The sequence below is a fragment of the Pseudomonas sp. O230 genome (assembly GCF_045447035.1).
GTDB lineage: Bacteria > Pseudomonadota > Gammaproteobacteria > Pseudomonadales > Pseudomonadaceae > Aquipseudomonas.
The window spans coordinates 400,678-421,101 of sequence record NZ_JBJGXN010000005.1; the positions used below are offsets into that span (position 1 = coordinate 400,678).

19 protein-coding genes are annotated in these 20,424 nt (G+C 60.1%); 5 read left to right on the forward strand and 14 right to left on the reverse strand.

All coding sequences use genetic code 11. The features are described from left to right. Positions 1-201: 201 nt before the first annotated feature. Positions 202-1,911 (reverse strand): single-stranded-DNA-specific exonuclease RecJ, encoded by a 1,710-nt coding sequence (gene recJ / locus ACI77H_RS13180; protein ID WP_407012285.1) that lies wholly within the window; start codon positions 1,909-1,911, stop codon positions 202-204. A gap of 58 nt (positions 1,912-1,969) precedes the next feature. Continuing rightward, positions 1,970-2,512 carry a YaeQ family protein gene (locus ACI77H_RS13185; RefSeq protein WP_007944886.1) on the reverse strand — a complete coding sequence of 181 codons (543 nt, stop codon included), beginning with the start codon at positions 2,510-2,512 and terminating at the stop codon, positions 1,970-1,972. 147 nt (positions 2,513-2,659) lie between these two features. Between ACI77H_RS13185 and ACI77H_RS13190 the strand changes: the two genes are divergently transcribed. Beyond that, a complete protein-coding gene (locus tag ACI77H_RS13190) occupies positions 2,660-3,859 on the forward strand; it encodes a CaiB/BaiF CoA transferase family protein (RefSeq protein WP_407012286.1) in 1,200 nt (399 codons plus the stop codon). Between the two features lie 58 nt (positions 3,860-3,917). Beyond that, on the forward strand, positions 3,918-4,781 hold the full coding sequence (locus tag ACI77H_RS13195; protein WP_407012287.1) for a TIGR02285 family protein: 864 nt from the start codon (positions 3,918-3,920) through the stop codon (positions 4,779-4,781). A gap of 175 nt (positions 4,782-4,956) precedes the next feature. On the opposite strand, the gene ACI77H_RS13200 is transcribed toward ACI77H_RS13195, so the two are convergent. From ACI77H_RS13200 to ffh, 10 genes are all read right to left on the reverse strand, one after another. Further along, on the reverse strand, positions 4,957-5,241 hold the full coding sequence (locus ACI77H_RS13200) for a DUF3509 domain-containing protein (RefSeq protein WP_407012288.1): 285 nt from the start codon (positions 5,239-5,241) through the stop codon (positions 4,957-4,959). A gap of 927 nt (positions 5,242-6,168) precedes the next feature. Further along, a complete protein-coding gene (gene thrC, locus ACI77H_RS13205) occupies positions 6,169-7,578 on the reverse strand; it encodes a threonine synthase (RefSeq protein ID WP_407012289.1) in 1,410 nt (469 codons plus the stop codon). Between the two features lie 66 nt (positions 7,579-7,644). Then, positions 7,645-8,949: a homoserine dehydrogenase gene (locus ACI77H_RS13210; RefSeq protein ID WP_407012290.1), complete on the reverse strand. Its 1,305-nt coding sequence runs from the start codon at positions 8,947-8,949 to the stop codon at positions 7,645-7,647. Positions 8,950-9,083: 134 nt separating this feature from the next. Further along, positions 9,084-9,815, reverse strand: coding sequence for a bifunctional protein-disulfide isomerase/oxidoreductase DsbC (gene dsbC, locus ACI77H_RS13215; RefSeq protein ID WP_017340265.1), 732 nt, complete (start codon positions 9,813-9,815; stop codon positions 9,084-9,086). Between the two features lie 259 nt (positions 9,816-10,074). Continuing rightward, positions 10,075-10,971 (reverse strand): site-specific tyrosine recombinase XerD, encoded by an 897-nt coding sequence (xerD, locus tag ACI77H_RS13220; RefSeq protein ID WP_150638934.1) that lies wholly within the window; start codon positions 10,969-10,971, stop codon positions 10,075-10,077. A 99-nt stretch (positions 10,972-11,070) separates the two neighbouring features. After that, positions 11,071-11,421: a 50S ribosomal protein L19 gene (rplS, locus tag ACI77H_RS13225; protein WP_003175895.1), complete on the reverse strand. Its 351-nt coding sequence runs from the start codon at positions 11,419-11,421 to the stop codon at positions 11,071-11,073. 45 nt (positions 11,422-11,466) lie between these two features. Continuing rightward, the gene (trmD, locus tag ACI77H_RS13230; protein WP_007897583.1) at positions 11,467-12,219 is read right to left on the reverse strand and encodes a tRNA (guanosine(37)-N1)-methyltransferase TrmD; all 753 of its coding nucleotides are present in this window, start codon (positions 12,217-12,219) and stop codon (positions 11,467-11,469) included. A gap of 2 nt (positions 12,220-12,221) precedes the next feature. After that, positions 12,222-12,758, reverse strand: a complete 537-nt coding sequence (gene rimM / locus ACI77H_RS13235) for a ribosome maturation factor RimM (protein ID WP_407012291.1) — start codon at positions 12,756-12,758, stop codon at positions 12,222-12,224. Positions 12,759-12,763: 5 nt separating this feature from the next. Then, a complete protein-coding gene (gene rpsP / locus ACI77H_RS13240; RefSeq protein WP_045059142.1) occupies positions 12,764-13,015 on the reverse strand; it encodes a 30S ribosomal protein S16 in 252 nt (83 codons plus the stop codon). A gap of 249 nt (positions 13,016-13,264) precedes the next feature. After that, positions 13,265-14,641, reverse strand: a complete 1,377-nt coding sequence (gene ffh, locus ACI77H_RS13245) for a signal recognition particle protein (protein WP_017340267.1) — start codon at positions 14,639-14,641, stop codon at positions 13,265-13,267. Positions 14,642-14,836: 195 nt separating this feature from the next. Between ffh and ACI77H_RS13250 the strand changes: the two genes are divergently transcribed. From ACI77H_RS13250 to ACI77H_RS13260, 3 genes are all read left to right on the forward strand, one after another. Continuing rightward, complete coding sequence (locus ACI77H_RS13250) at positions 14,837-15,649, forward strand: inner membrane protein YpjD (RefSeq protein ID WP_407012292.1); 813 nt, start codon at positions 14,837-14,839, stop codon at positions 15,647-15,649. A 12-nt stretch (positions 15,650-15,661) separates the two neighbouring features. After that, a complete protein-coding gene (locus ACI77H_RS13255) occupies positions 15,662-16,894 on the forward strand; it encodes an HlyC/CorC family transporter (protein ID WP_407012293.1) in 1,233 nt (410 codons plus the stop codon). A 229-nt stretch (positions 16,895-17,123) separates the two neighbouring features. After that, positions 17,124-18,440 (forward strand): MFS transporter, encoded by a 1,317-nt coding sequence (locus ACI77H_RS13260; protein ID WP_407012294.1) that lies wholly within the window; start codon positions 17,124-17,126, stop codon positions 18,438-18,440. A gap of 113 nt (positions 18,441-18,553) precedes the next feature. On the opposite strand, the gene purT is transcribed toward ACI77H_RS13260, so the two are convergent. Both purT and ACI77H_RS13270 read right to left on the reverse strand, forming a co-directional pair. Next, the gene (purT, locus tag ACI77H_RS13265; protein WP_407012295.1) at positions 18,554-19,735 is read right to left on the reverse strand and encodes a formate-dependent phosphoribosylglycinamide formyltransferase; all 1,182 of its coding nucleotides are present in this window, start codon (positions 19,733-19,735) and stop codon (positions 18,554-18,556) included. A 100-nt stretch (positions 19,736-19,835) separates the two neighbouring features. After that, on the reverse strand, positions 19,836-20,303 hold the full coding sequence (locus tag ACI77H_RS13270; protein WP_407012296.1) for a preQ0 transporter: 468 nt from the start codon (positions 20,301-20,303) through the stop codon (positions 19,836-19,838). Positions 20,304-20,424 lie beyond the last annotated feature (121 nt).

Below are 20,424 nucleotides of genomic sequence, written 5' to 3' on the forward strand. Positions count from 1 at the left end.
AAGGTGCAGCACCCGCCCCCGCGGGCAAAAAATTCGACAAGACGTCACAAGGCCAATCAAGCAGTGCTTAGAGCCTAGTCGACAATGGGCGATGAGGGAGGGTTCCAAGAGATTCAGCGTCAGCAAAATCGCTATCGCCAGCAAGCCGGCTCCTACAGGGTGTGCGCAAATCCTGTAGGAGCTGACTTGCCGGCGATGGGATCAACGCGGTTCGATGTGGGCAATCATCAACTGGACCGTCTCATTCCCGCGAAACTCGTTGAGGTCGAGTTTGTAGGCCAATTCCACCCACTTGATGGTCGGATTTGGCCAGATATCACGGTCGATGCCAAAGGCAATGCCGTCGAGTTTGACCGAACCACATTCACTTTTGAGCACCACTTTGAGGTGCCGTTCGCCAACAACGCGTTGTTCGACCAACTGGAATACGCCATGGAACAACGGCTCCGGGAAGTGTTGCCCCCAAGGACCGGCATGCCGCAGCGCTCGCGCCAGTTCGAGGTGGAACTCTTCAACGGCTAAGGTCCCGTCCGACAACAGTCTTCCGGTCAGGTCCTCCTCGCGCAATTGCCTACGCACTTCAGCGTCAAAGGCTTCGGCGAACAGCGGAAAATTCGCTTCCGGTAAAGTCAAACCTGCCGCCATGGCGTGACCGCCATACTTGCTGATCAAGTTTGGATGCTGCGCCGCCACCACGCTCAAGGCGTCGCGAATATGGAAGCCCTGCACTGAACGCCCCGAGCCCTTCAGCAATCCGTCGCCTGCATCGGCAAAGGCGAACGTCGGACGGAAATAGCGCTCTTTCATACGCGAAGCGAGGATTCCGATGACACCCTGGTGCCACTCGGGATCGAACAGGCACAGGCCGAACGGCATCGATTCCACCGGCAAGTCCTTGAGCTGGGCCAGCGCCTCGCGCTGCATGCCTTGCTCGATGGATTTGCGGTCCTGGTTCATGCCGTCGAGCTGAACGGCCATTTCCCGGGCGAGTGCGGCATCTTCGGTGAGCAGGCATTCGATGCCCAGACTCATGTCATCCAACCGCCCTGCCGCGTTCAGGCGCGGGCCGACGATGAACCCGAGGTCGGTGGAAGTGATGCGCGCATGATCGCGCTTCGCCACTTCGAGGATTGCCTTGATCCCCGGCCGCGCACGTCCGGCGCGAATTCGCTCCAGGCCTTGATGCACGAGAATCCGGTTATTGGCATCCAGCGGTACCACGTCAGCGACGCTGCCCAACGCCACCAGATCCAGCAATTCACCAATGTTCGGTTGCTGCTGGTTCTCGTACCAGCCGAGGCTGCGCAGGCGTGCGCGCAGGGCCATCAGCACGTAGAAAATCACCCCGACGCCGGCCAGTGCCTTGCTCGGGAACCCGCACCCCGGCTGGTTGGGATTGACGATGGCATCGGCCAACGGCAGTTCATCGCCGGGCAAGTGGTGGTCGGTGACCAGCACCTGAAGGCCGGCCTTTTTCGCCGCCGCCACACCTTCGACACTGGAGATGCCGTTGTCCACGGTGATCAGCAACTGCGGCGTGCGGGTCAGGGCCACTTCGACGATTTCAGGTGTAAGGCCGTAGCCATACTCGAAGCGGTTCGGCACCAGATAATCAACGTGAGCCGCGCCCAACAGGCGCAGGCCCAACATGCCCACAGTACTGGCCGTCGCGCCGTCGGCGTCGAAGTCGCCGACGATCAGAATCCGCTGACGCTGCTCCAGCGCGGTCACCAGCAAATCCACCGCGACATCAATGCCCTTGAGCTGCTGGAACGGAATCAGCCGCGCCAGGCTCTTGTCCAGTTCAGCCTCGGACAGCACGCCCCGCGCCGCGTACAAACGGGTCAGCAGCGGTGGGAGATCACCGAGGAATGGCAGGGTGTCGGGCAACAGGCGAGGTTCGATGCGCATGGGGTAACAGATGCTTCTCTTGAATACGTAGGACAAAACCGAATGACGTGACGAAAAATCAGCCGCGTTCGCCGCTCAGCCACTGCAACTGGACTTCGTGCTGACCACGGTCGTCGGTGACGAAAATCGTCCCTTCGCTGATCATCACGTCCCACTTGATAACGCGAGGCATGTCTTTGGCAAGGGTTTCCAGGACTTCCTGCGGCACAGCAGCAATGTGCACGTTTTTCAGGTTCTTGATCGCCGGGATTACTTTGGTTTCCCAGACGCGCAGGCTGCCGTAGGCCAGCAGGCTGGTACGCTCGGTGCGGCGCGAGCACCAGGTCAGGCGATCGGCGTCGGGCTGACCGACTTCGATCCAGTGCAGGACACGATCATCCAGGCTCTTTTCCCACAAGGCGGGCTCATCCACGTCTGACAGACCACGGCCAAACGACAGCTGCTCGTTGTACCAGAAGGCGTAGGCCAGCAGCCGCACGGTCATGCGCTCTTCGGTCTCCGAAGGGTGACGGGCGATAGTCTGCTTCACCGTCTCGTAAACACTACGGTCGAGGTCGGTGAGGTTCAGTTCAAACTTGTAGGTCGTGGACGGCTGGGCCATGAACGGGCTTCTTGATACGTGGAAAGGCGGCAAGTCTAACCGATGCGGCAGGCAATCAACGAATTCGCGACCATCAACCGTGAGCGACTGACAGCGGGCTGTGCTAAAACGCTCTATCAGCCAAGTCTTTGTCCTACAGGATCCAGCATGCCGTTCACCGCCAAACCCCTCTCAGGCCTGAAAGTCATCGAACTGGGCACGTTGATCGCGGGGCCGTTTGCCTCGCGCATCTGCGGCGAATTCGGTGCCGAAGTGATCAAGATCGAATCCCCCGACGGCGGTGATCCGCTGCGCAAATGGCGCAAGTTGTATGAAGGCACCTCGCTCTGGTGGTTCGTTCAGGCGCGTAACAAGAAGTCCCTGACCCTGAACCTGAAACACCCGGATGGCTTGGCGATCCTGAAAAAGCTGCTCGGTGAAGCGGACATCCTGATCGAGAATTTTCGCCCCGGCGTGTTGGAAAAGCTCGGCCTGGGCTGGGACGTCTTGCACCAACTGAACCCGAAACTGGTGATGGTGCGCCTTTCGGGTTTCGGCCAGACCGGGCCGATGAAGGATCAACCAGGATTTGGTGCGGTCGGCGAATCCATGGGCGGCCTGCGCTATATCACCGGGTTTGAAGACCGGCCGCCGGTGCGCACCGGGATTTCCATCGGCGACTCGATTGCCGCGCTGTGGGGCGTGATTGGTGCGCTGATGGCTTTGCGTCATCGCGAGGTCAACGGCGGTCTGGGTCAAGTGGTGGATGTGGCGCTGTACGAAGCGATCTTCGCCATGATGGAAAGCATGGTCCCGGAGTTCGATGTGTTCGGCTTCATCCGCGAACGCACAGGCAACATCATGCCGGGCATCACGCCCTCCTCGATCCACACCAGCGCCGACGGCAAACATGTGCAGATCGGCGCCAATGGCGACGCGATTTTCAAGCGATTCATGCTGACCATCGGCCGTGAAGACCTGGCCAATGACCCGGCCCTGGCCAGCAACGACGGGCGTGATAGCCGTCGCGACGAGATTTATGGGGTGATTGATCGTTGGGTCAACTCGCTACCGCTAGACACCATCATCGAGCAGTTGAATCAGGCCGATGTCCCCGCCAGCCGTATCTTCAGCGCCGAAGATATGTTCAGTGATCCGCAGTACCTGGCGCGAGAAATGTTCCTGAAGGCAAAGCTTCCGGACGGCAAAGATTTCAAGATGCCGGGAATTGTGCCGAAACTCTCAGAGACACCCGGCAGTTCTGAATGGGTCGGGCCGCAGTTGGGCGAACACAATGCGCAGGTACTCAACGATCTTGGCTACGACAAGGAACAGATCGCAAAGCTGCGTGAAGACGGGGCCATCTAAGCTGAAACGCCTGCTTTCGCTGGTTACCACAGCCTGCCTGTCGCACGGCAGGAGGGTGATGTGCGCGTTCGCGGCGACCGTCCTGCTCGTCGGTCCGACCTCGTCGGCGATGGCGCAGCCCGAGGACACCATGATCTGGCTGTTGCGGGATCTGCCACCGCTGACGATTTTCGAAGGACCGAAAAAGGGCCAGGGCGTTATTGATCAACTGTTGCCACTGTTGATCGCCGGCATGCCGCAATACAAACACACCTTGATGCGGGTCAACCGTGCTCGCGCCTTGCAAATGCTCCACGAGTCGTCCCTTACCTGCGATGCGGCGCTGAACCGGAGCAAGGAACGCGAACGCTGGATCGCGTTTTCCATTCCAGTGTTTCGGGCCATGAGTAACGGCGTCGCCGTGCGGCGCGTTGACCGTGAGACGCTTGCGCCCTTCATCCAGGACGGTGAACTGGACTTGGCGGCCTTCCTGGCGAATGGCGGCGAGAAGTTGGGCATTATCGCCGAGCGTAACTACGGTGATTACCTCGACGCGCTGCTCAAACAAGCACCGCCTGACTCGCTCACCCCGCACTACGGCAACGACGCCTTGGGGAGCCTGTTGCAGATGCAGCGCCTGGGGCGCTTGCGGTTGCTGCTGGGGTACCGTCCGGAAATCCGCTACCAGGCCCAACAGCAAGGGATCGCCGAGGATGAGTTGCAGTTCTACCCGATTCGCGGTGCGGAGAAATTCCTGTCCGGATACATCGGCTGCACCGACACGCCGAAAGGCCGGCAGGCGATTGTCGAGATCAATCAACTGCTGCGCAAAATGCCCCACGATCGCTTGAGCGAGGCGTACGCCGCGTGGCTCGACCCGGAAAGTCGCGGCGCCTACCTGGAAGAATCCCGCAAGTATTTCGAGCAACAGGCTCAGGAATGACAAATCGCGGGCAAAAAGAAACCCCGAGAAGTGGGGAGACGACTCGGGGTTAAACGTGGTCTACAAAAAGACCAGTGGCAGCACGACTACAAGCACCGGAGCACAATGCTTGATCCTGCTGTTACATGCTCTGACTGACCTTGGGCCCGTAAGGTTCCCATAAAAAATAATTCACTTACGGCCGGCCCAGGACCTTGTCCTGTGCCGCATTGCGCAACGCCGCGATTACGCAGGGTTCCAGGCGTCCTTCGGCAATCAGCAAATCGCGATGCAACCCGTCGACCACATCCGTGAGCAGACGCTTGTCGGTCAACTGAGCCTGATTGAACTCCCGCTCGACCACGATGGCGCCGGTCGAGCTCTTCAGTGTCACCAGGCATTCACCGTGGGTGCCTGATGGGGTCAACGTTACTTGGTAAGGGCTCAGAGCCTCGCCGAGCAATAGACTGATACTTTCCATCTCGATCACCACTCAATAGTCCAAAAACGAGGTGCCTGGGGCGTGTCTACAATAAGTGACCACCGGCCCGAGAAGAAAGTTCTGGATTCCAGTTGCAGACGCGTCGGCGTCTCTGGTTGGTAGAGCATGCATGATGCAGATGACAGGTTTGTGTATGGCTTGGGTGGGAGTGGGGGATTGGGATTGGGATTGGGATTGGGATTGGGATTGGGATTGGGATTGGGTGAATATCCGTTTCTTCGGTAACGGCCACTATTGATTTCGCTTTTACAGCGAGTCACTTGGAAAAGCGCCAAGTAACCAAGCGCTCTTGCCCCTTTCGTTCGGTGCCTCGCTGTGGCTCGGCATGCCCTCGCTCCGGTCCTGCTCCGTGGGCCCGCCGCCATCGGCCATCCATGGCCGGGGGCGGCTAACCCGGCATCCCTGCCGGGTTGCCCACTGCGCAGAACCTGCGCTCGGCCTCTCGAGGGGGCGCTCAGATCAAAAGCTGAAGGCGAGCTAACGCTCGGCCTGATGAGTGGTGGAAATCAAAAGCGTACGGCGCCCCTTGTAGGAGCCGGCTTGCCGGCGATAGCGGTGGGTCAGGCAATGAGTGCGCGACTGAACGGACGCCATCGCCGGCAAGCCAGCTCCTACAGGGGATCGGTGTACATATCCGGAATGAGTGGCCGCAGCAGTGAAGGAGAACGCGTACGCAAGATGAGCCAAGTCGGCTATCAAGCCGCCTCGGCGGCTGTGGCGGTAGCCGCCCCCGGCCATGGATGGCCGATGGCGGCGGGCCCACGGAGCAGGACCGGAGCGAGGCACCGAACGAAAGGGGAAAAAGCGCTTGGTTACTTGGCGCTTCTCCAAGTGACTCGCTGTAAAAGCGAAACCAATAGCCGCCGTTACCGCAGCAACGGATCTGCCCCCAATCAATCTACCCGATTACAACGGCTTACCACGATTCCCATGCTGACTGACAAACGCCTGAACAGCCTTCAAGTCATTCGGCAACACGGTGCACCGCTCATCCCGCTCAAACAGATCAGCCAGGTGAACAGGCAGCTCCAGCGCCTTACCGACGCCAGCCTTCTCCACCGCATCCGGGAATTTTACCGGGTGAGCAGTGCCAAGAATCACCATCGGAATATCCAGACTGCGACGGCATTCACGCGCAGCCTTCACGCCGATAGCCGTGTGCGGATCCAGCAACTCACCCGTCTGCTCATAGACTTCAGCGATGGTTTCGCACGTTTGCGCATCATCCACAGCCAGCGAATCGAACAGCTTGCGTGCTTCAGTCCAGCGCTCTTGTTCAACGCTGAAACCGCCGCCCTGCTTGAACGAATCCATCAACCCGGCAATCGCCGCGCCGTTACGACCGTGCAAGTCGAACAGCAGACGCTCGAAGTTCGACGACACCATGATGTCCATCGACGGCGACAACGTGGCGTGCAGGGTTTCCTTGACGTACTGATTGCCACTCATGAAGCGGTGCAGGATGTCGTTGCGGTTGGTGGCGACGATCAACTGGTTGATCGGCAGGCCCATATTGCGCGCCAGGTAACCGGCGAAGATGTCGCCGAAGTTGCCGGTCGGCACCGAGAACGACACCGAACGCGCCGGGCCGCCCAACTGCAGGGCTGCGTGGAAGTAGTACACGATCTGGGCCATGATCCGCGCCCAGTTGATCGAGTTCACGGCTACCAGACGCGTGCCTTTCAGGAAGCTCTGGTCGGCGAAGCTGTTCTTGACCATTTCCTGGCAGTCATCGAAGTTGCCTTCGATGGCGATGTTGTGGATGTTCTCGCCGAAGATGGTGGTCATCTGGCGACGCTGCACTTCCGACACGCGGTTGTGCGGGTGCAGGATAAAGATGTCGACGTTTTCGCAGTGCTTGCAGCCTTCGATGGCGGCCGAACCGGTGTCACCAGAGGTCGCACCGACGATCACCACGCGCTCACCGCGTTTTTCCAGCACATAGTCGAGCAAACGACCGAGCAGTTGCAGGGCGAAGTCTTTGAACGCCAGGGTCGGGCCGTGGAACAGCTCCAGGACCCATTCGTTGCCGTTCAGCTGACGCAAAGGGGCCACGGCGCTGTGGGAAAACACACCGTAGGTTTCTTCAAGGATCTTTTTGAAATCGGCGTCCGGAATGCTGCCGGCAACGAACGGGCGCATCACCCGGAAGGCCAGCTCGTGATACGGCAGGCCGGCCCAGGAAGCAATTTCTTCCTGGGTGAAACGTGGCAGGCATTCCGGCACGTACAAGCCGCCGTCAGTGGCCAGACCGGCCAGCAAAACGTCTTCGAAATTCAGGGCCGGTGCCTGGCCGCGGGTACTGATATAACGCATGACTGGCTCCAATAGACAGTGTTCGCAAACCCGGGCCCGCACGCGGGCCCGGTGAACGATAACGGCTTAGTTCAGGTGCTCGACCCGGATCCGTACAACCGGACCGACCACGCCTGTCAGGGCTTCGAGGGCGGCGATCGCGTCGTTCATGTGCTGTTCCAGCACACGGTGCGTCAGCAGGATCATCGGCACCAGACCGTCATGTTCTTCGACTTCTTTCTGCATGATCGATTCGATGTTGATGCCACGCTCGGACAGGATGCTCGCGACCTGAGCCAGCACGCCCGGATGGTCCTTGGCCTGAATCCGCAGGTAGTAGGCGCTTTCGCAGGCTTCGATCGGCAGGATCGGATGCGCCGACAACGAATCCGGCTGGAAGGCGAGGTGCGGCACACGGTTTTCCGGGTCGGAGGTCATGGCGCGAACCACGTCCACCAGGTCGGCGATCACCGACGAAGCGGTCGGCTCCATGCCGGCGCCGGCGCCATAGAACAAGGTCGAACCGGCAGCGTCACCGTTGACCATCACCGCGTTCATCACGCCGTTGACGTTGGCGATCAGGCGATCGGCCGGGATCAGCGTCGGGTGCACACGCAACTCGATGCCCGCCGCAGTGCTGCGCGCCACGCCCAGATGCTTGATGCGATAGCCCAGCGCTTCGGCGTAGTTCACGTCAGCCGTGGTCAACTTGGTGATGCCCTCGGTGTAAGCCTTGTCGAATTGCAGCGGAATGCCGAACGCGATGGAGGCCAGGATCGTCAGCTTGTGGGCCGCGTCAATGCCTTCAACGTCGAAGGTCGGATCGGCTTCGGCGTAACCCAGGGCCTGCGCCTCGGCGAGCACGTCTTCGAAGGTGCGACCCTTCTCGCGCATCTCGGTGAGGATGAAGTTGCCGGTGCCGTTGATGATGCCGGCGACCCAGTTGATACGGTTGGCGGACAGGCCTTCACGGATCGCCTTGATCACCGGAATGCCACCGGCCACGGCCGCTTCGAACGCCACGATCACGCCTTTCTCGCGAGCCTTGGCGAAAATTTCATTACCGTGAACGGCAATCAGTGCCTTGTTCGCGGTGACCACATGCTTGCCATTCTCGATGGCCTTGAGTACCAGCTCGCGGGCAACGGTGTAGCCGCCCATCAGCTCTATAACGATGTCGATCTCAGGGTTCGTGGCCACTTCGAAGACATCGTTGGTAATCGCAATACCGGTCGTTTGGAACTGAGGCTTTGGCGTGCGCATGGCAATTTGTGCCACTTCGATTTCACGCCCGGCACGACGAGCAATTTCCTCGGCGTTGCGCTGAAGTACGTTGAAGGTACCGCCACCGACGGTCCCTAACCCACAGATGCCTACTTTGACCGGTTTCACTGTGAACTCCCCATAAAACGGCCGACTCAAGGCCGGCCGTGAAAACAGCCGCATGCTCGCGGCTCTCTATTGATGGCCCGGCAAATGTTGCCGCCGGACCATGATCGTCAAAGACTGGCCGTGACGATGCGAATTTACTTCGCGCCCAGCGCCAGTTTGGCGACTTGTGGCGCAGGCTGGTAGCCCGGAATGACCTGACCGTCGGCCAAAACGATGGCCGGTGTACCGTTCACGCCAATCGACTGGCCGAGGGCGAACTGTTTGGAAACCGGGTTATCGCACTTGGCGGCCTTGATTTCCTTGCCGTCGACCATTTTGTCCATGGCCGCTTTCTTGTCCTTGGAGCACCAGACCGCTTGCAGCTGTTCGTCACCCGGCGAGCCCAGGCCCTGGCGCGGGAACGCGACGTAACGCACTTCGATGCCGCGCTTGTTCAGCTCGGGCACTTCGGCATGCAGCTTGTGGCAGTACGGGCAGGTGGTGTCGGTGAACACGGTGATGTGCGATTTGGTTTCGCCGATAGCCGGGTAGACCACGGTTTCCGCGACCGGAATAGCGTTGACCAGCTTGGAAACGCCCAGGCGTTCGGTTTTCTCGGTCAGGTTGACCGGTTTACCGTCCTTGAGCTGAAACATGTAGCCCTGAACGACGTACTGGCCATCGGCGCTGGCATAGAGCACGCGACTGCCCTGCAATTTGACTTCGTACAGGCCCGGCAACGGACTGGCGGAAATGCTTTCCACCGGCACTTCGAGCTGGAGGGTTTCCAGGCTTTTTCGGATGGCTTTGTCGGCCGCGTCATCGGCGACGGCAAAGGTGCTGACCAACGCAATGGCTGCGGCGGCGAAAATCTGGGTCAGACGCATGAGAACTCCTGAAGGCGGACAAATGGGACGATCAGAACGCCCGTGCCAAAACACCGGGTCATAACCGCCCATCGTGCAAACCCGCAAAGCCTACCACATAAGGTCGGCGGGGCCGAATGTGGCTGATGCAGGGCATCGCGGGGTGCCTTGCAGGCGCAAGCGTGCTCGCGATGGTCGTCAACGATGACGCGTGTTGTCTGGATGAATGCGTTTGTGCCTGCGTTTTTCGCGAGCGAGTTCGCTCCTGCTGGGGATGTACTCAACCGCGCGGGTGATGTTTGGCATGCAGATCCTGCAAGCGTGCCCGGGCAACGTGGGTGTAGATCTGGGTGGTCGACAGGTCGCTGTGGCCGAGCAGCATCTGCACCACCCGCAAATCGGCGCCGTGGTTGAGCAGATGCGTGGCGAAGGCATGGCGCAAGGTATGCGGCGACAGCGACTTGCCGATCCCGGCGACCTTGGCCTGATGCTTGATGCGGTGCCAGAACGTCTGGCGGGTCATCTGCTCGCCGCGCTGACTGGGGAACATGACATCACTGGGACGTCCGCCGAGCAGCTCTTGACGGCCATCGCGCATATAACGCTCGACCCAGACAATCGCCTCCTCGCCCATCGGCACCAGCCGCTCCTTGCTGCCCTTGCCCATCACCCGCAGCACGCCCTGGCGCAGGTTGACCTGCTCCAGCGTCAGGCTGATCAGTTCCGTCACCCGCAGGCCGCAGGCATACAGCACTTCGAGCATGGCGCGGTCACGCTGGCCGATCGCATCACTCAGATCCGGCGCCTTCAGTAGCGCTTCCACATCGGCTTCCGACAAGGATTTTGGCAGCGGCCTACCGAGTTGAGGCATATCGACGCGTAACGTCGGATCGACCGCGATCAACTTTTCCCGCAACAGATAGCGATAAAAGCCACGCACACCCGAGAGAAATCGCGCAGTGGAACGGGGCTTGTAGTTCTGCTCCAGGCGCCAGGCCAGGTGATCGAGGATCAACTCACGGCCGGCATTGATCAACTCCAAGCCCTTCTCCTGCAGCCAGCCGTTGAAGAGGGCCAGGTCGCTGCGATAGGCATCGCGGGTGTTATCGGAGAGACCTTTCTCCAGCCATAGCGCGTCGAGAAACTGGTCTATCAAAGGATGATCGATGGCGGGCATAAAGGCTCAGGCAAGACCGGCAGTACGGCCATGGAAGATAAATCGCAGGCAACAAAAAAGCAGCCCGTAGGCTGCTTTTTTCTGCATCGGAAGCTGGACTTAAGCCAGTTTTTCCTTGATGCGAGCTGCTTTACCAGACAGGTCACGCAGGTAGTACAGCTTGGCTTTACGTACGTCACCGCGACGTTTAACGGCCATGCTGTCGATTTGCGGGCTGTAGGTCTGGAAAGTACGCTCTACGCCAACACCGTTGGAGATTTTACGAACGGTGAAAGCACTGTTTACGCCGCGGTTACGCTTGGCGATAACAACACCTTCGAACGCTTGCAGACGCGAACGGTCGCCTTCCTTCACTTTCACCTGAACGACAATGGTGTCGCCCGGGGCAAAGGTAGGGATCTCTTTGGTCATCTGCTCTGCTTCGAGTGCAAGGATGATTTTGTTAGTCATGCTGTGCTCCTAAGGTAAATCAACGGACTTACCATCGATACGTTGTTAACTATCGTCCCGCTCGCGGATGTATTCCTCGAGCAGCTTCTTCTCTTCTCCAGAAAGCGAGCGGCTTTCCAGAAGATCGGCGCGTCGTTCAAAGGTCCTACCAAGGGACTGCTGTAAACGCCAACGCCGGATATGCGCGTGATTGCCACTTAGCAACACGTCGGGAACACGCTGATCCGCATACACCTCCGGTCGGGTGTAGTGCGGGCAATCCAGCAGACCATCCGTAAAGGAATCTTCCTCGGCGGAGTCCGCATGCCCTAAAGCTCCAGGCAGCAGTCGTGTAACCGCATCGATCAGGACCATCGCCGGCAGCTCGCCGCCAGACAGTACATAGTCGCCAATCGACCACTCTTCATCGACATGAGCATCAATAAAACGCTCGTCAATGCCTTCATAGCGGCCGGCAATCAGGATCAATGCATCCAGATTCGCCAACTCGCGCACCGCCGACTGAGTCAGTTGACGGCCTTGGGGGGACAGGTAAATCACCTTCGCCGCCTCCCCGGCTGCTGCCTTGGCCTGAACCAGTGCATCTTCCAGGGGCTTGATCTTCATCACCATGCCCGGACCACCGCCAAATGGGCGATCATCCACAGTGTGATGTCGATCCGTCGTGTAGTCTCGCGGATTCCAACAGGTAAGCTGCAAGAGCCCCTGTTTCACCGCCCGACTGGTGATGCCGTACTCGCTGATGGCGGAGAACATCTCGGGAAACAAACTGATCACTTCTACGCGCAAGTTAGCCACGCTTAGAAGTCCGCGTCCCAATCCACCTTCATCTCGCCTGCGGCCAGGTCGACGGCCAACACGCATTGCTCGGTATAGGGCAACAGGCGTTCGCGATCATCCAGGCTGCCAGCGCAAGGCTTGACCACCATTACATCATTGGCGCCGGTTTCCAGAAGATGATCGATTTTCCCGAGCAATTGCCCGAGTTGATCAATAACCTTCAGACCTTCCAGCTGGTACCAGTAGTACTCGCCGTCGGTCAATTCAGGGAACAGGTTGCGCGGCACGCAGATCTCATAACCGGCCAGAAGACGGGCTTCTTCACGATCATCAAGACCCTTGAGCTTCGCGACCAGGAACTTGTCGTTCCCACGTCCGCTGACCAGCTCGACCTGTTTCACATTGCCTTCGCGCTTGAGCGTCCAGGTTTTGTACTGCAACAGGTTTTCTGTCGGATCAGTAAAGGAATACACCTTCACTTCGCCGCGAACGCCATGAACAGAATAAATCTTGCCGATAACGATCAAATCATCAGCAATGGCTGGCGTCGCGTTCATATTGCTCAGGCCGCAGCCTTAGCCGAGTCCTTCAGCAACTGAGCAACACGCTCAGAAGGCTGTGCACCAACGCTCAGCCAGTAGGCTACGCGCTCTTGGTTCACGGACAGACGGACTTCTTGACCACGAGCAACAGGGTTGAAGAAACCAACCTGTTCCTTGTGCGAACCGTCGCGCGGGTTGCGGCTGTCGGTTACGGTCAAGTGGTAAAACGGGCGCTTTTTGGAGCCGCCAAGGGCAAGACGGATTGTTAGCATGTGAACATCGTTCCTGTAGTCGGTGCTGCAAATCTAAAGGCACAGCGGGCATAGGTGCCCGAAAGGCCGCATATTCTAAGGAATATCCGGACTTTTGCAAATGTCTTTTTCCGGCGGCCTATCGGCCGCCATCCAGATTTGCTATAGAGCCGTCGTTGAAAACGGCCAGTCAGCTCCCGCCAAGTGCGGGTTTGCTGGAGATCCCACTTCCGTGTGGGCTGCGCAAGAGCAAGCCCTTGCGCGAATTCTTTACATTTTCGGCATGCCGCCGCCGGGCAACATACCGCCCATGCCGCGCATCATTTTGGCCATTCCGCCTTTCGCGGAGAATTTCTTCATCATCTTCTGCATCTGCTTGTGCTGCTTGATCAAGCGACCGATGTCCTGCACCTGGGTACCGGAACCCATGGCGATCCGGCGTTTGCGCGAACCGCTGATCAGCTCAGGGTCGCGGCGCTCGGCCGGGGTCATGGAATTGATGATGGCTTCCATCTGCTTGAATTGCTTCTCTGCCGCACCCTGGGCATTGCCCATCTGCGCCAGATTGACACCACCGATGTTTGGCAGTTTGTCCATGAGGCCGCCGAGGCCGCCCATGTTCTTCATCTGTTGCAGCTGATCGCGGAAGTCTTCGAGGTCGAAGCCCTTGCCCTTCTTCAGCTTCTTGGCCAGTTTGTCGGCCTTGTCCTTGTCGAGCGTCGCTTCCGCCTGTTCGATCAGGCTGAGCACGTCGCCCATGCCGAGGATGCGCGATGCGATACGCTCAGGGTGGAACGGTTCGAGCGCTTCGCTCTTCTCGCCCATACCGATGAACTTGATCGGCTTGCCGGTGATAGCGCGGACCGACAACGCGGCACCGCCACGGGCATCGCCGTCGACCTTGGTCAGGATCACACCGGTCAGCGGCAGTGCATCGCCAAAGGCCTTCGCCGTGTTGGCGGCGTCCTGGCCGGTCATGGCGTCGACCACGAACAGGGTTTCGACCGGGTTGATCGCAGCGTGCAGCGCCTTGATCTCGCCCATCATCTCTTCGTCGATGTGCAGACGACCGGCGGTATCGACGATGACCACGTCGATGAATTTCAGTTTTGCTTCTTTAATAGCCGCTTGCGCAATCTCGACCGGCTTCTGGCTCAGGTCGGACGGGAAGAAGGTCACGCCGACTTCACCGGCAAGCATTTCCAGCTGCTTGATCGCCGCCGGACGGTAAACGTCCGCGGACACGACCATCACCGACTTCTTCTTGCGCTCTTTAAGGAAGCGCGCAAGTTTGCCGGCGGTGGTGGTTTTACCCGCGCCCTGCAAACCGGCCATCAATACGACGGCAGGCGGAACAGCGCTCAGGTTCAGGTCTTCGTTGGCCGCGCCCATCAGGCTTTCGAGTTCGGCCTGGACGATCTTCACGAAGGCCTGGCCCGGCGTCAGGCTGCGCGACACCTCGGTGCCGACGGCGCGTTCCTTGACCGAATTGACGAAGTCCTTAACCACCGGCAAGGCGACGTCGGCTTCGAGCAACGCCATGCGCACTTCGCGCAGGGTGTCTTTGATGTTGTCTTCGGTCAGCTTGGCCTTGCCGGTGACATGGCGCAGCGTCTGCGAGAGACGGTCGGTTAAGTTTTCAAACATTGCGCGATCCTTTCAGGCCCTGTGTAGACCGGGATAATGGCGGCCCAGACCGGAATCAACATGTGCTCGGCGAGCCTGCGGCGTGGGCAGGTCGCGGATTATAGCGAAGACTGCGACTCGCGGACACCTCGCACTTTCGTGGTGTGTGGGTTCTATGCCAAACTCAGCGCCTTTCGGGCTTGCCTAACAGGATTTATGCTCCCCTTGTCACCCAGTTTGCTGACTACCCTCGCCGCCGCATGCTTATATGCCGCTGCGACCCTCTATCAAGGCTCTCGCCTGGCCACCGGTGCCAAGGCGAACAAGCGCCTGTTGGTCACGCTCGGCGTGCTCGCCGTGCTGGCTCACAGCGCCAGCCTGTTCACCCATCTGCTGACACCGATCGGCCTGGGCCTGGATTTTTTCAGCGCTGCCAGCCTGATCGCCGCGGCGGTCATTGCCTTGACCCTGCTGGCCTGCTCGCGGATCCCGGTGGAAAACCTGCTGATATTGCTGTTCCCGCTGGGCGCCGCGACCGTGCTGCTGGCACAGTTCGCACCGGCCGGTACGGTGCAGATCATTGATGAAGAGCCGGGCATCCTCGCGCACATCCTGCTGTCGATCCTGGCCTACGGCATGTTCACCATCGCGGTGTTCCAGGCCTTGCTGTTGCTGGTTCAGGACCATCAACTCAAGCACAAGCATCCGTCCGGACTGATCAAGAACTTCCCGCCGCTGCAAACCATGGAAAGCCTGTTGTTCGGCTTCCTGTGGGCCGGCTGGACCTTGCTGTCGCTGTCGCTGATCTCTGGCTGGTTGTTCGTCGAAAACCTGTTCGCCCAGCATCTGGTGCACAAAACCTTGCTGGCGTGCCTGGCCTGGATCGTCTTCAGTGTGCTGCTCTGGGGCCGCAACCGCCTCGGCTGGCGCGGACACAAGGCCATTCGCTGGACCCTCGCCGGTTTCTGCCTGTTGATGCTCGCGTATTTCGGCAGCAAGCTGGTCCGTGAATACATCCTGCACATCTGACGGGCGGCATAAATGGACGACTTGCCCATAGGGCCGATGTTCGCCGTGGTAGCCCTGCTGATTTTATGGTCGGGGCTGTTCACCGCCATCGAAGCGGCTCAGCAGCACTTACTGGCGCAACGCACCGCCTCGCGCTCCAGCGACAAACCGGTGGCAAGGCTGAGTTTTCCGCTCAACAGCCTGATTCTCTGTAACACCTTGTGCCGCGCACTGGTGGTGGTCATCAGCACCCTGCTGGCGATTTTCACCTGGGCCGAGAACGGTCCATGGGCCGCGTGGCTGGGGGCCGGTGCGCTTCTGCTGGTGTTTGCCGATTACCTGCCACGCACCCTCGCCGCTCGCTATCCCGATGCGGTCCTGGCGCTGGGCAACACCCTGCTCCGCGCACCGCTGAAAATCATCTACCCGGCCGCCTGGCTGCTCAATGGTATCAGCCAGCTCCTGATGCGCCCGTTCGCCCGCAAAGCCAAAGTGGTGCAGCAAAGCGAGGACGAAACGCCGAACGATCGTCACGACGATCAACAAGCGGTTTGCCGTCCGCACCCGCTGGCCGGCATCCACGCACTGGACAACATCACGGTTAACGACATTCTGGTGCCGCGCAGTGACGTTGACGGGATCAACCTCGACGACTCGATAGAAGAGATCCTCGAACAGCTGCGGGCCAATCGGCGCACGCGCCTGCCGGTTTTCCACAGCGACATCAATCAGGTCGAGGCGGTGCTCAACACCCGTCAGATCCGCCATCTGCTGCCCGACGGCCTGCTGACTCGCGAAGCACTGCTGGCGGCGTGTCACGACCCGTATTTCGTGCCGGAAAGCACGCCGTTGCAGCTGCAATTGCTGAACTTCCACAAGCAGCAGCGGCGCCTGGGCATGGTGGTCGACGAGTACGGCGAAGTGCTCGGCATCGTCACGCTGGAAGACATTCTCGAAGAAATCGTCGGCGAATTCGAAAGCCAGCACAGCCTGGATAACCCGCACATCCATCCGCAGGCCGATGGACGCCTGGTGATCGATGGTGCGGCGTCGATTCGCGACCTGAACAAAAGCCTCGGCTGGCACCTGCCCAGCGACGGCCCGAAAACCCTTAACGGGCTGGTGACCGAGGCGCTGGAGACGATTCCGGACAGCGCGGTATGCCTGAAGATCGGGCGTTATCGGCTGGAGATTCTGGAGACCGAAGACAACCGCGTTACCCGCGTGTTGATCTGGCATACGGCCGCCATCCCCACACCAGCCTGACAACACGCCCCTGTAGGAGCCGGCTTGCCGGCGATAGCGCACCTCAGATCGCTATCGCCGGCAAGCCGGCTCCTACAAATAGCGCTAAAGTCCATGGCATAATCGGCCCCGCTTACCCAAGCCCCGCCCCACCCCCGTGCTACCCGCACCCCGCATCAAACCCACATCCCTGGGTGTTCGACCATAATAATTCGCTCCACTGGAGCACATGACTGTCAGGGATTACCGCATGACGACCAGCACGACCTCTACCGAAACCACGCCTGCGCAACCGACGAACTCCGCCACCCGCGTGGCCACCGCGAGTTTCATCGGCACCGCCATCGAATTCTACGATTTCTACGTGTATGCCACCGCCGCGGCGCTGGTGATCGGGCCGGTGTTCTTCCCACAAACCTCCGGCACCGCCCAGATGCTCTCGGCGTTTCTCACGTTCGGCATCGCGTTCCTCGCCAGGCCACTGGGCTCGGCGCTGTTCGGCCACTTCGGTGACCGCATCGGGCGCAAATCGACCCTGGTCGCTTCCTTGCTGCTGATGGGCGTGTGCACCACGCTGATCGGCGTGTTGCCGGGTTACGACAGCATCGGGGCCTGGGCACCGATCCTGCTCTGCGTGCTGCGCTTCGGCCAGGGTTTGGGCCTGGGCGGCGAATGGGGCGGGGCGGCGTTACTGGCGACAGAGAACGCGCCCAAGGGCAAGCGCGCCTGGTTCGGCATGTTCCCGCAGCTCGGGCCTTCGATCGGCTTTCTCGCCGCCAACGGGTTATTCCTGACGCTAGCGATGACGCTGAACGACGAACAGTTCCGCTCGTGGGGCTGGCGGATTCCGTTCCTGCTCAGCGCCGCGCTGGTGATGGTCGGCCTGTACGTGCGCCTCAAGTTGCACGAAACCCCGGTGTTCGCCAATGCCATGGCACGGCAGGAGCGAGTGAAGATCCCGCTGGTCGAGCTGTTCAGCCAGTATTGGGCGCCCATGCTGTTGGGCGCCGGTTCGATGGTAGTGTGCTACGCGCTGTTCTACATCTCGACCGTATTTTCGCTGAGTTATGGCGTGTCGACGCTGGGTTACACCCGCGAAACCTTCCTCGCGCTGCTGTGCTTCGCCGTGCTGTTCATGGCCGCTGCGACGCCGTTGTCGGCCTGGGCCAGTGACCGTTACGGGCGCAAACCGGTGCTGATCATCGGTGGTGTGCTGGCGATTCTGTCCGGCTTCTTGATGGAACCGCTGCTGACCCAAGGTTCGACCTGGGGTGTGGCGCTGTTCCTGTGCATCGAGCTGTTTCTGATGGGCGTGACGTTTGCGCCGATGGGTGCGCTGCTGCCGGAACTGTTTCCGACCCACGTGCGCTACACCGGTGCGTCAGCGGCCTACAACCTGGGCGGCATTGTCGGAGCCTCGGCGGCGCCGTTCTTTGCGCAGAAGCTGGTGGCGATGGGCGGTTTGAGTTATGTCGGCGGGTATGTGTCGGGGGCGGCGGTGCTGAGTTTGATTGCGGTGTTGTGCCTGAAAGAGACGCGTAATAACGATTTGAATCGGGTTGCCTGATAGGCCGCCATCGCGGGCAAGCCCGCTCCCACATGACCTGAGTTGTACACAACATCTGCGAACAACCTAAATCCTGTGGGAGCGGGCTTGCCCGCGATAGCCGCGCCTCGGTTTTACAGCTCGACTACAACAGCCTTGGAAGCACGGGTCGCTTTAGCGCGAGCAGCCTCGATCGACTCATCCCGCGCCAGCGCCACACCCATCCGCCGCTGACCATTCACTTCTGGCTTGCCGAACAGACGCAACGCGGTATCCGGTTCGCTCAAGGCAGCGCCGAGATTGGCGAAAGCCGTCTGTGTCGACTGCCCTTCCACCAGAATCACTGCCGAAGCCGAAGGCCCGAACTGACGGATCAATGGAATCGGCAGCCCCAAAATGGCCCGAGCGTGCAGCGCGAATTGCGACAGGTCCTGAGAAATCAGGGTCACCAGGCCGGTGTCATGCGGGCGCGGCGAGACTTCGCTGAACCACACCTGATCGCCCTTGATGAACAACTCGACGCCGAACAGACCACGGCCGCCCAAGGCTTCGGTGACCGCTTTGGCCACGCGCTCGGATTCCGCCAGGGCAATCGGGCTCATGGCTTGAGGCTGCCAGGATTCCTGGTAGTCGCCCTTCTCCTGACGGTGACCGACCGGCGCACAGAATGTGGTGCCGCCGACGTGACGCACGGTCAGCAGGGTGATTTCGTAGTCGAAGTCGATGAAGCCCTCGACGATCACCCGACCTTTACCGGCCCGGCCGCCTTCTTGCGCGTAATCCCACGCGGCTTTCACGTCATCGACGCTGCGCAGCAGGCTCTGGCCCTTGCCCGAAGAGCTCATGACAGGCTTGACCACACACGGGAAGCCCAGGTCCTGAACGGCTTTGCTGTAATCCTCGAAGGTGTCGGCAAAGTGGTACGGCGAGGTCGGCAGGTCCAGCTCTTCAGCGGCCAGGCGACGGATGCCTTCACGGTTCATGGTCAGTTGCGCGGCGCGCGCGGTCGGGATCACGGTGAACCCTTCGGCTTCCAGTTCGACCAGGGTCGCGGTGGCGATGGCTTCGATTTCCGGCACGATGAAGTGCGGTTTCTCGGCTTCGATCACTGCACGCAGGGCGGCGCCGTCGAGCATGTTGATCACGTGGCTGCGATGCGCGACTTGCATGGCTGGCGCGTTGGCGTAGCGGTCGACGGCAATCACTTCAACGCCCAGGCGTTGCAGCTCGATCACCACTTCCTTGCCCAACTCACCACAGCCACACATCAATACGCGGGTCGCGGTTGGCGACAATGGAGTTCCGATACGGGTCATCTCAGGTCCTCAAAGGAGCGGATCATCGAGGGATGCTGTGCCTGGCACGCTTCCCATGGGGAGAAAGCGCGGCATTTTACATGAACCTGAGGGTTTGGCTTCAGCCGGCGACGGCCTGTTTGCGCATGCGCCACGCCATGATCAGCCACACAGCGGTCACGCCGGCGAACTTCGAGCCCATGGCGGTGAGGGTCACGGCCGGGGTGAGGGCGTCGATCATGCCGAAGAAGATGAAGGTATCGAGCGGAATGCTCAGGGCCGAACTTATCCACAGGCGGTCGTGCAGCGGGCGCTTGGTGATGCTGAACACCAGCCAGTCGATGCATTCGGAGACCGCGAACGCCGTGGCGCTGGCCAGAGCGATGGACGGATCGGACGTGACGTAGGACAGCACCAGCGCTGCCAGCATTGCCACGATCGCACCGTGGCCGAAGCGGATTTGCACCATGTCGCGCAGGACGAAGACCAGACCGCCCCAGGCGGACCAGATGATGTCCAGGTGCGGGGCGGTGGAAAAGGCGTAGTTGATCAGCACGACGCTGCTGATGTAGGCGATCAGAAAGAGCATGGAATTAGGGGCGACCTGTCAATTTGGGGCGAAGGGTACTTCAGGGCAGTGGTTCGGCCAAGGAGAGTGATATTGCCGGCAAGGCCCTCATCGCTGGCAAGCCAGCGCCTAAAAGGGCAGC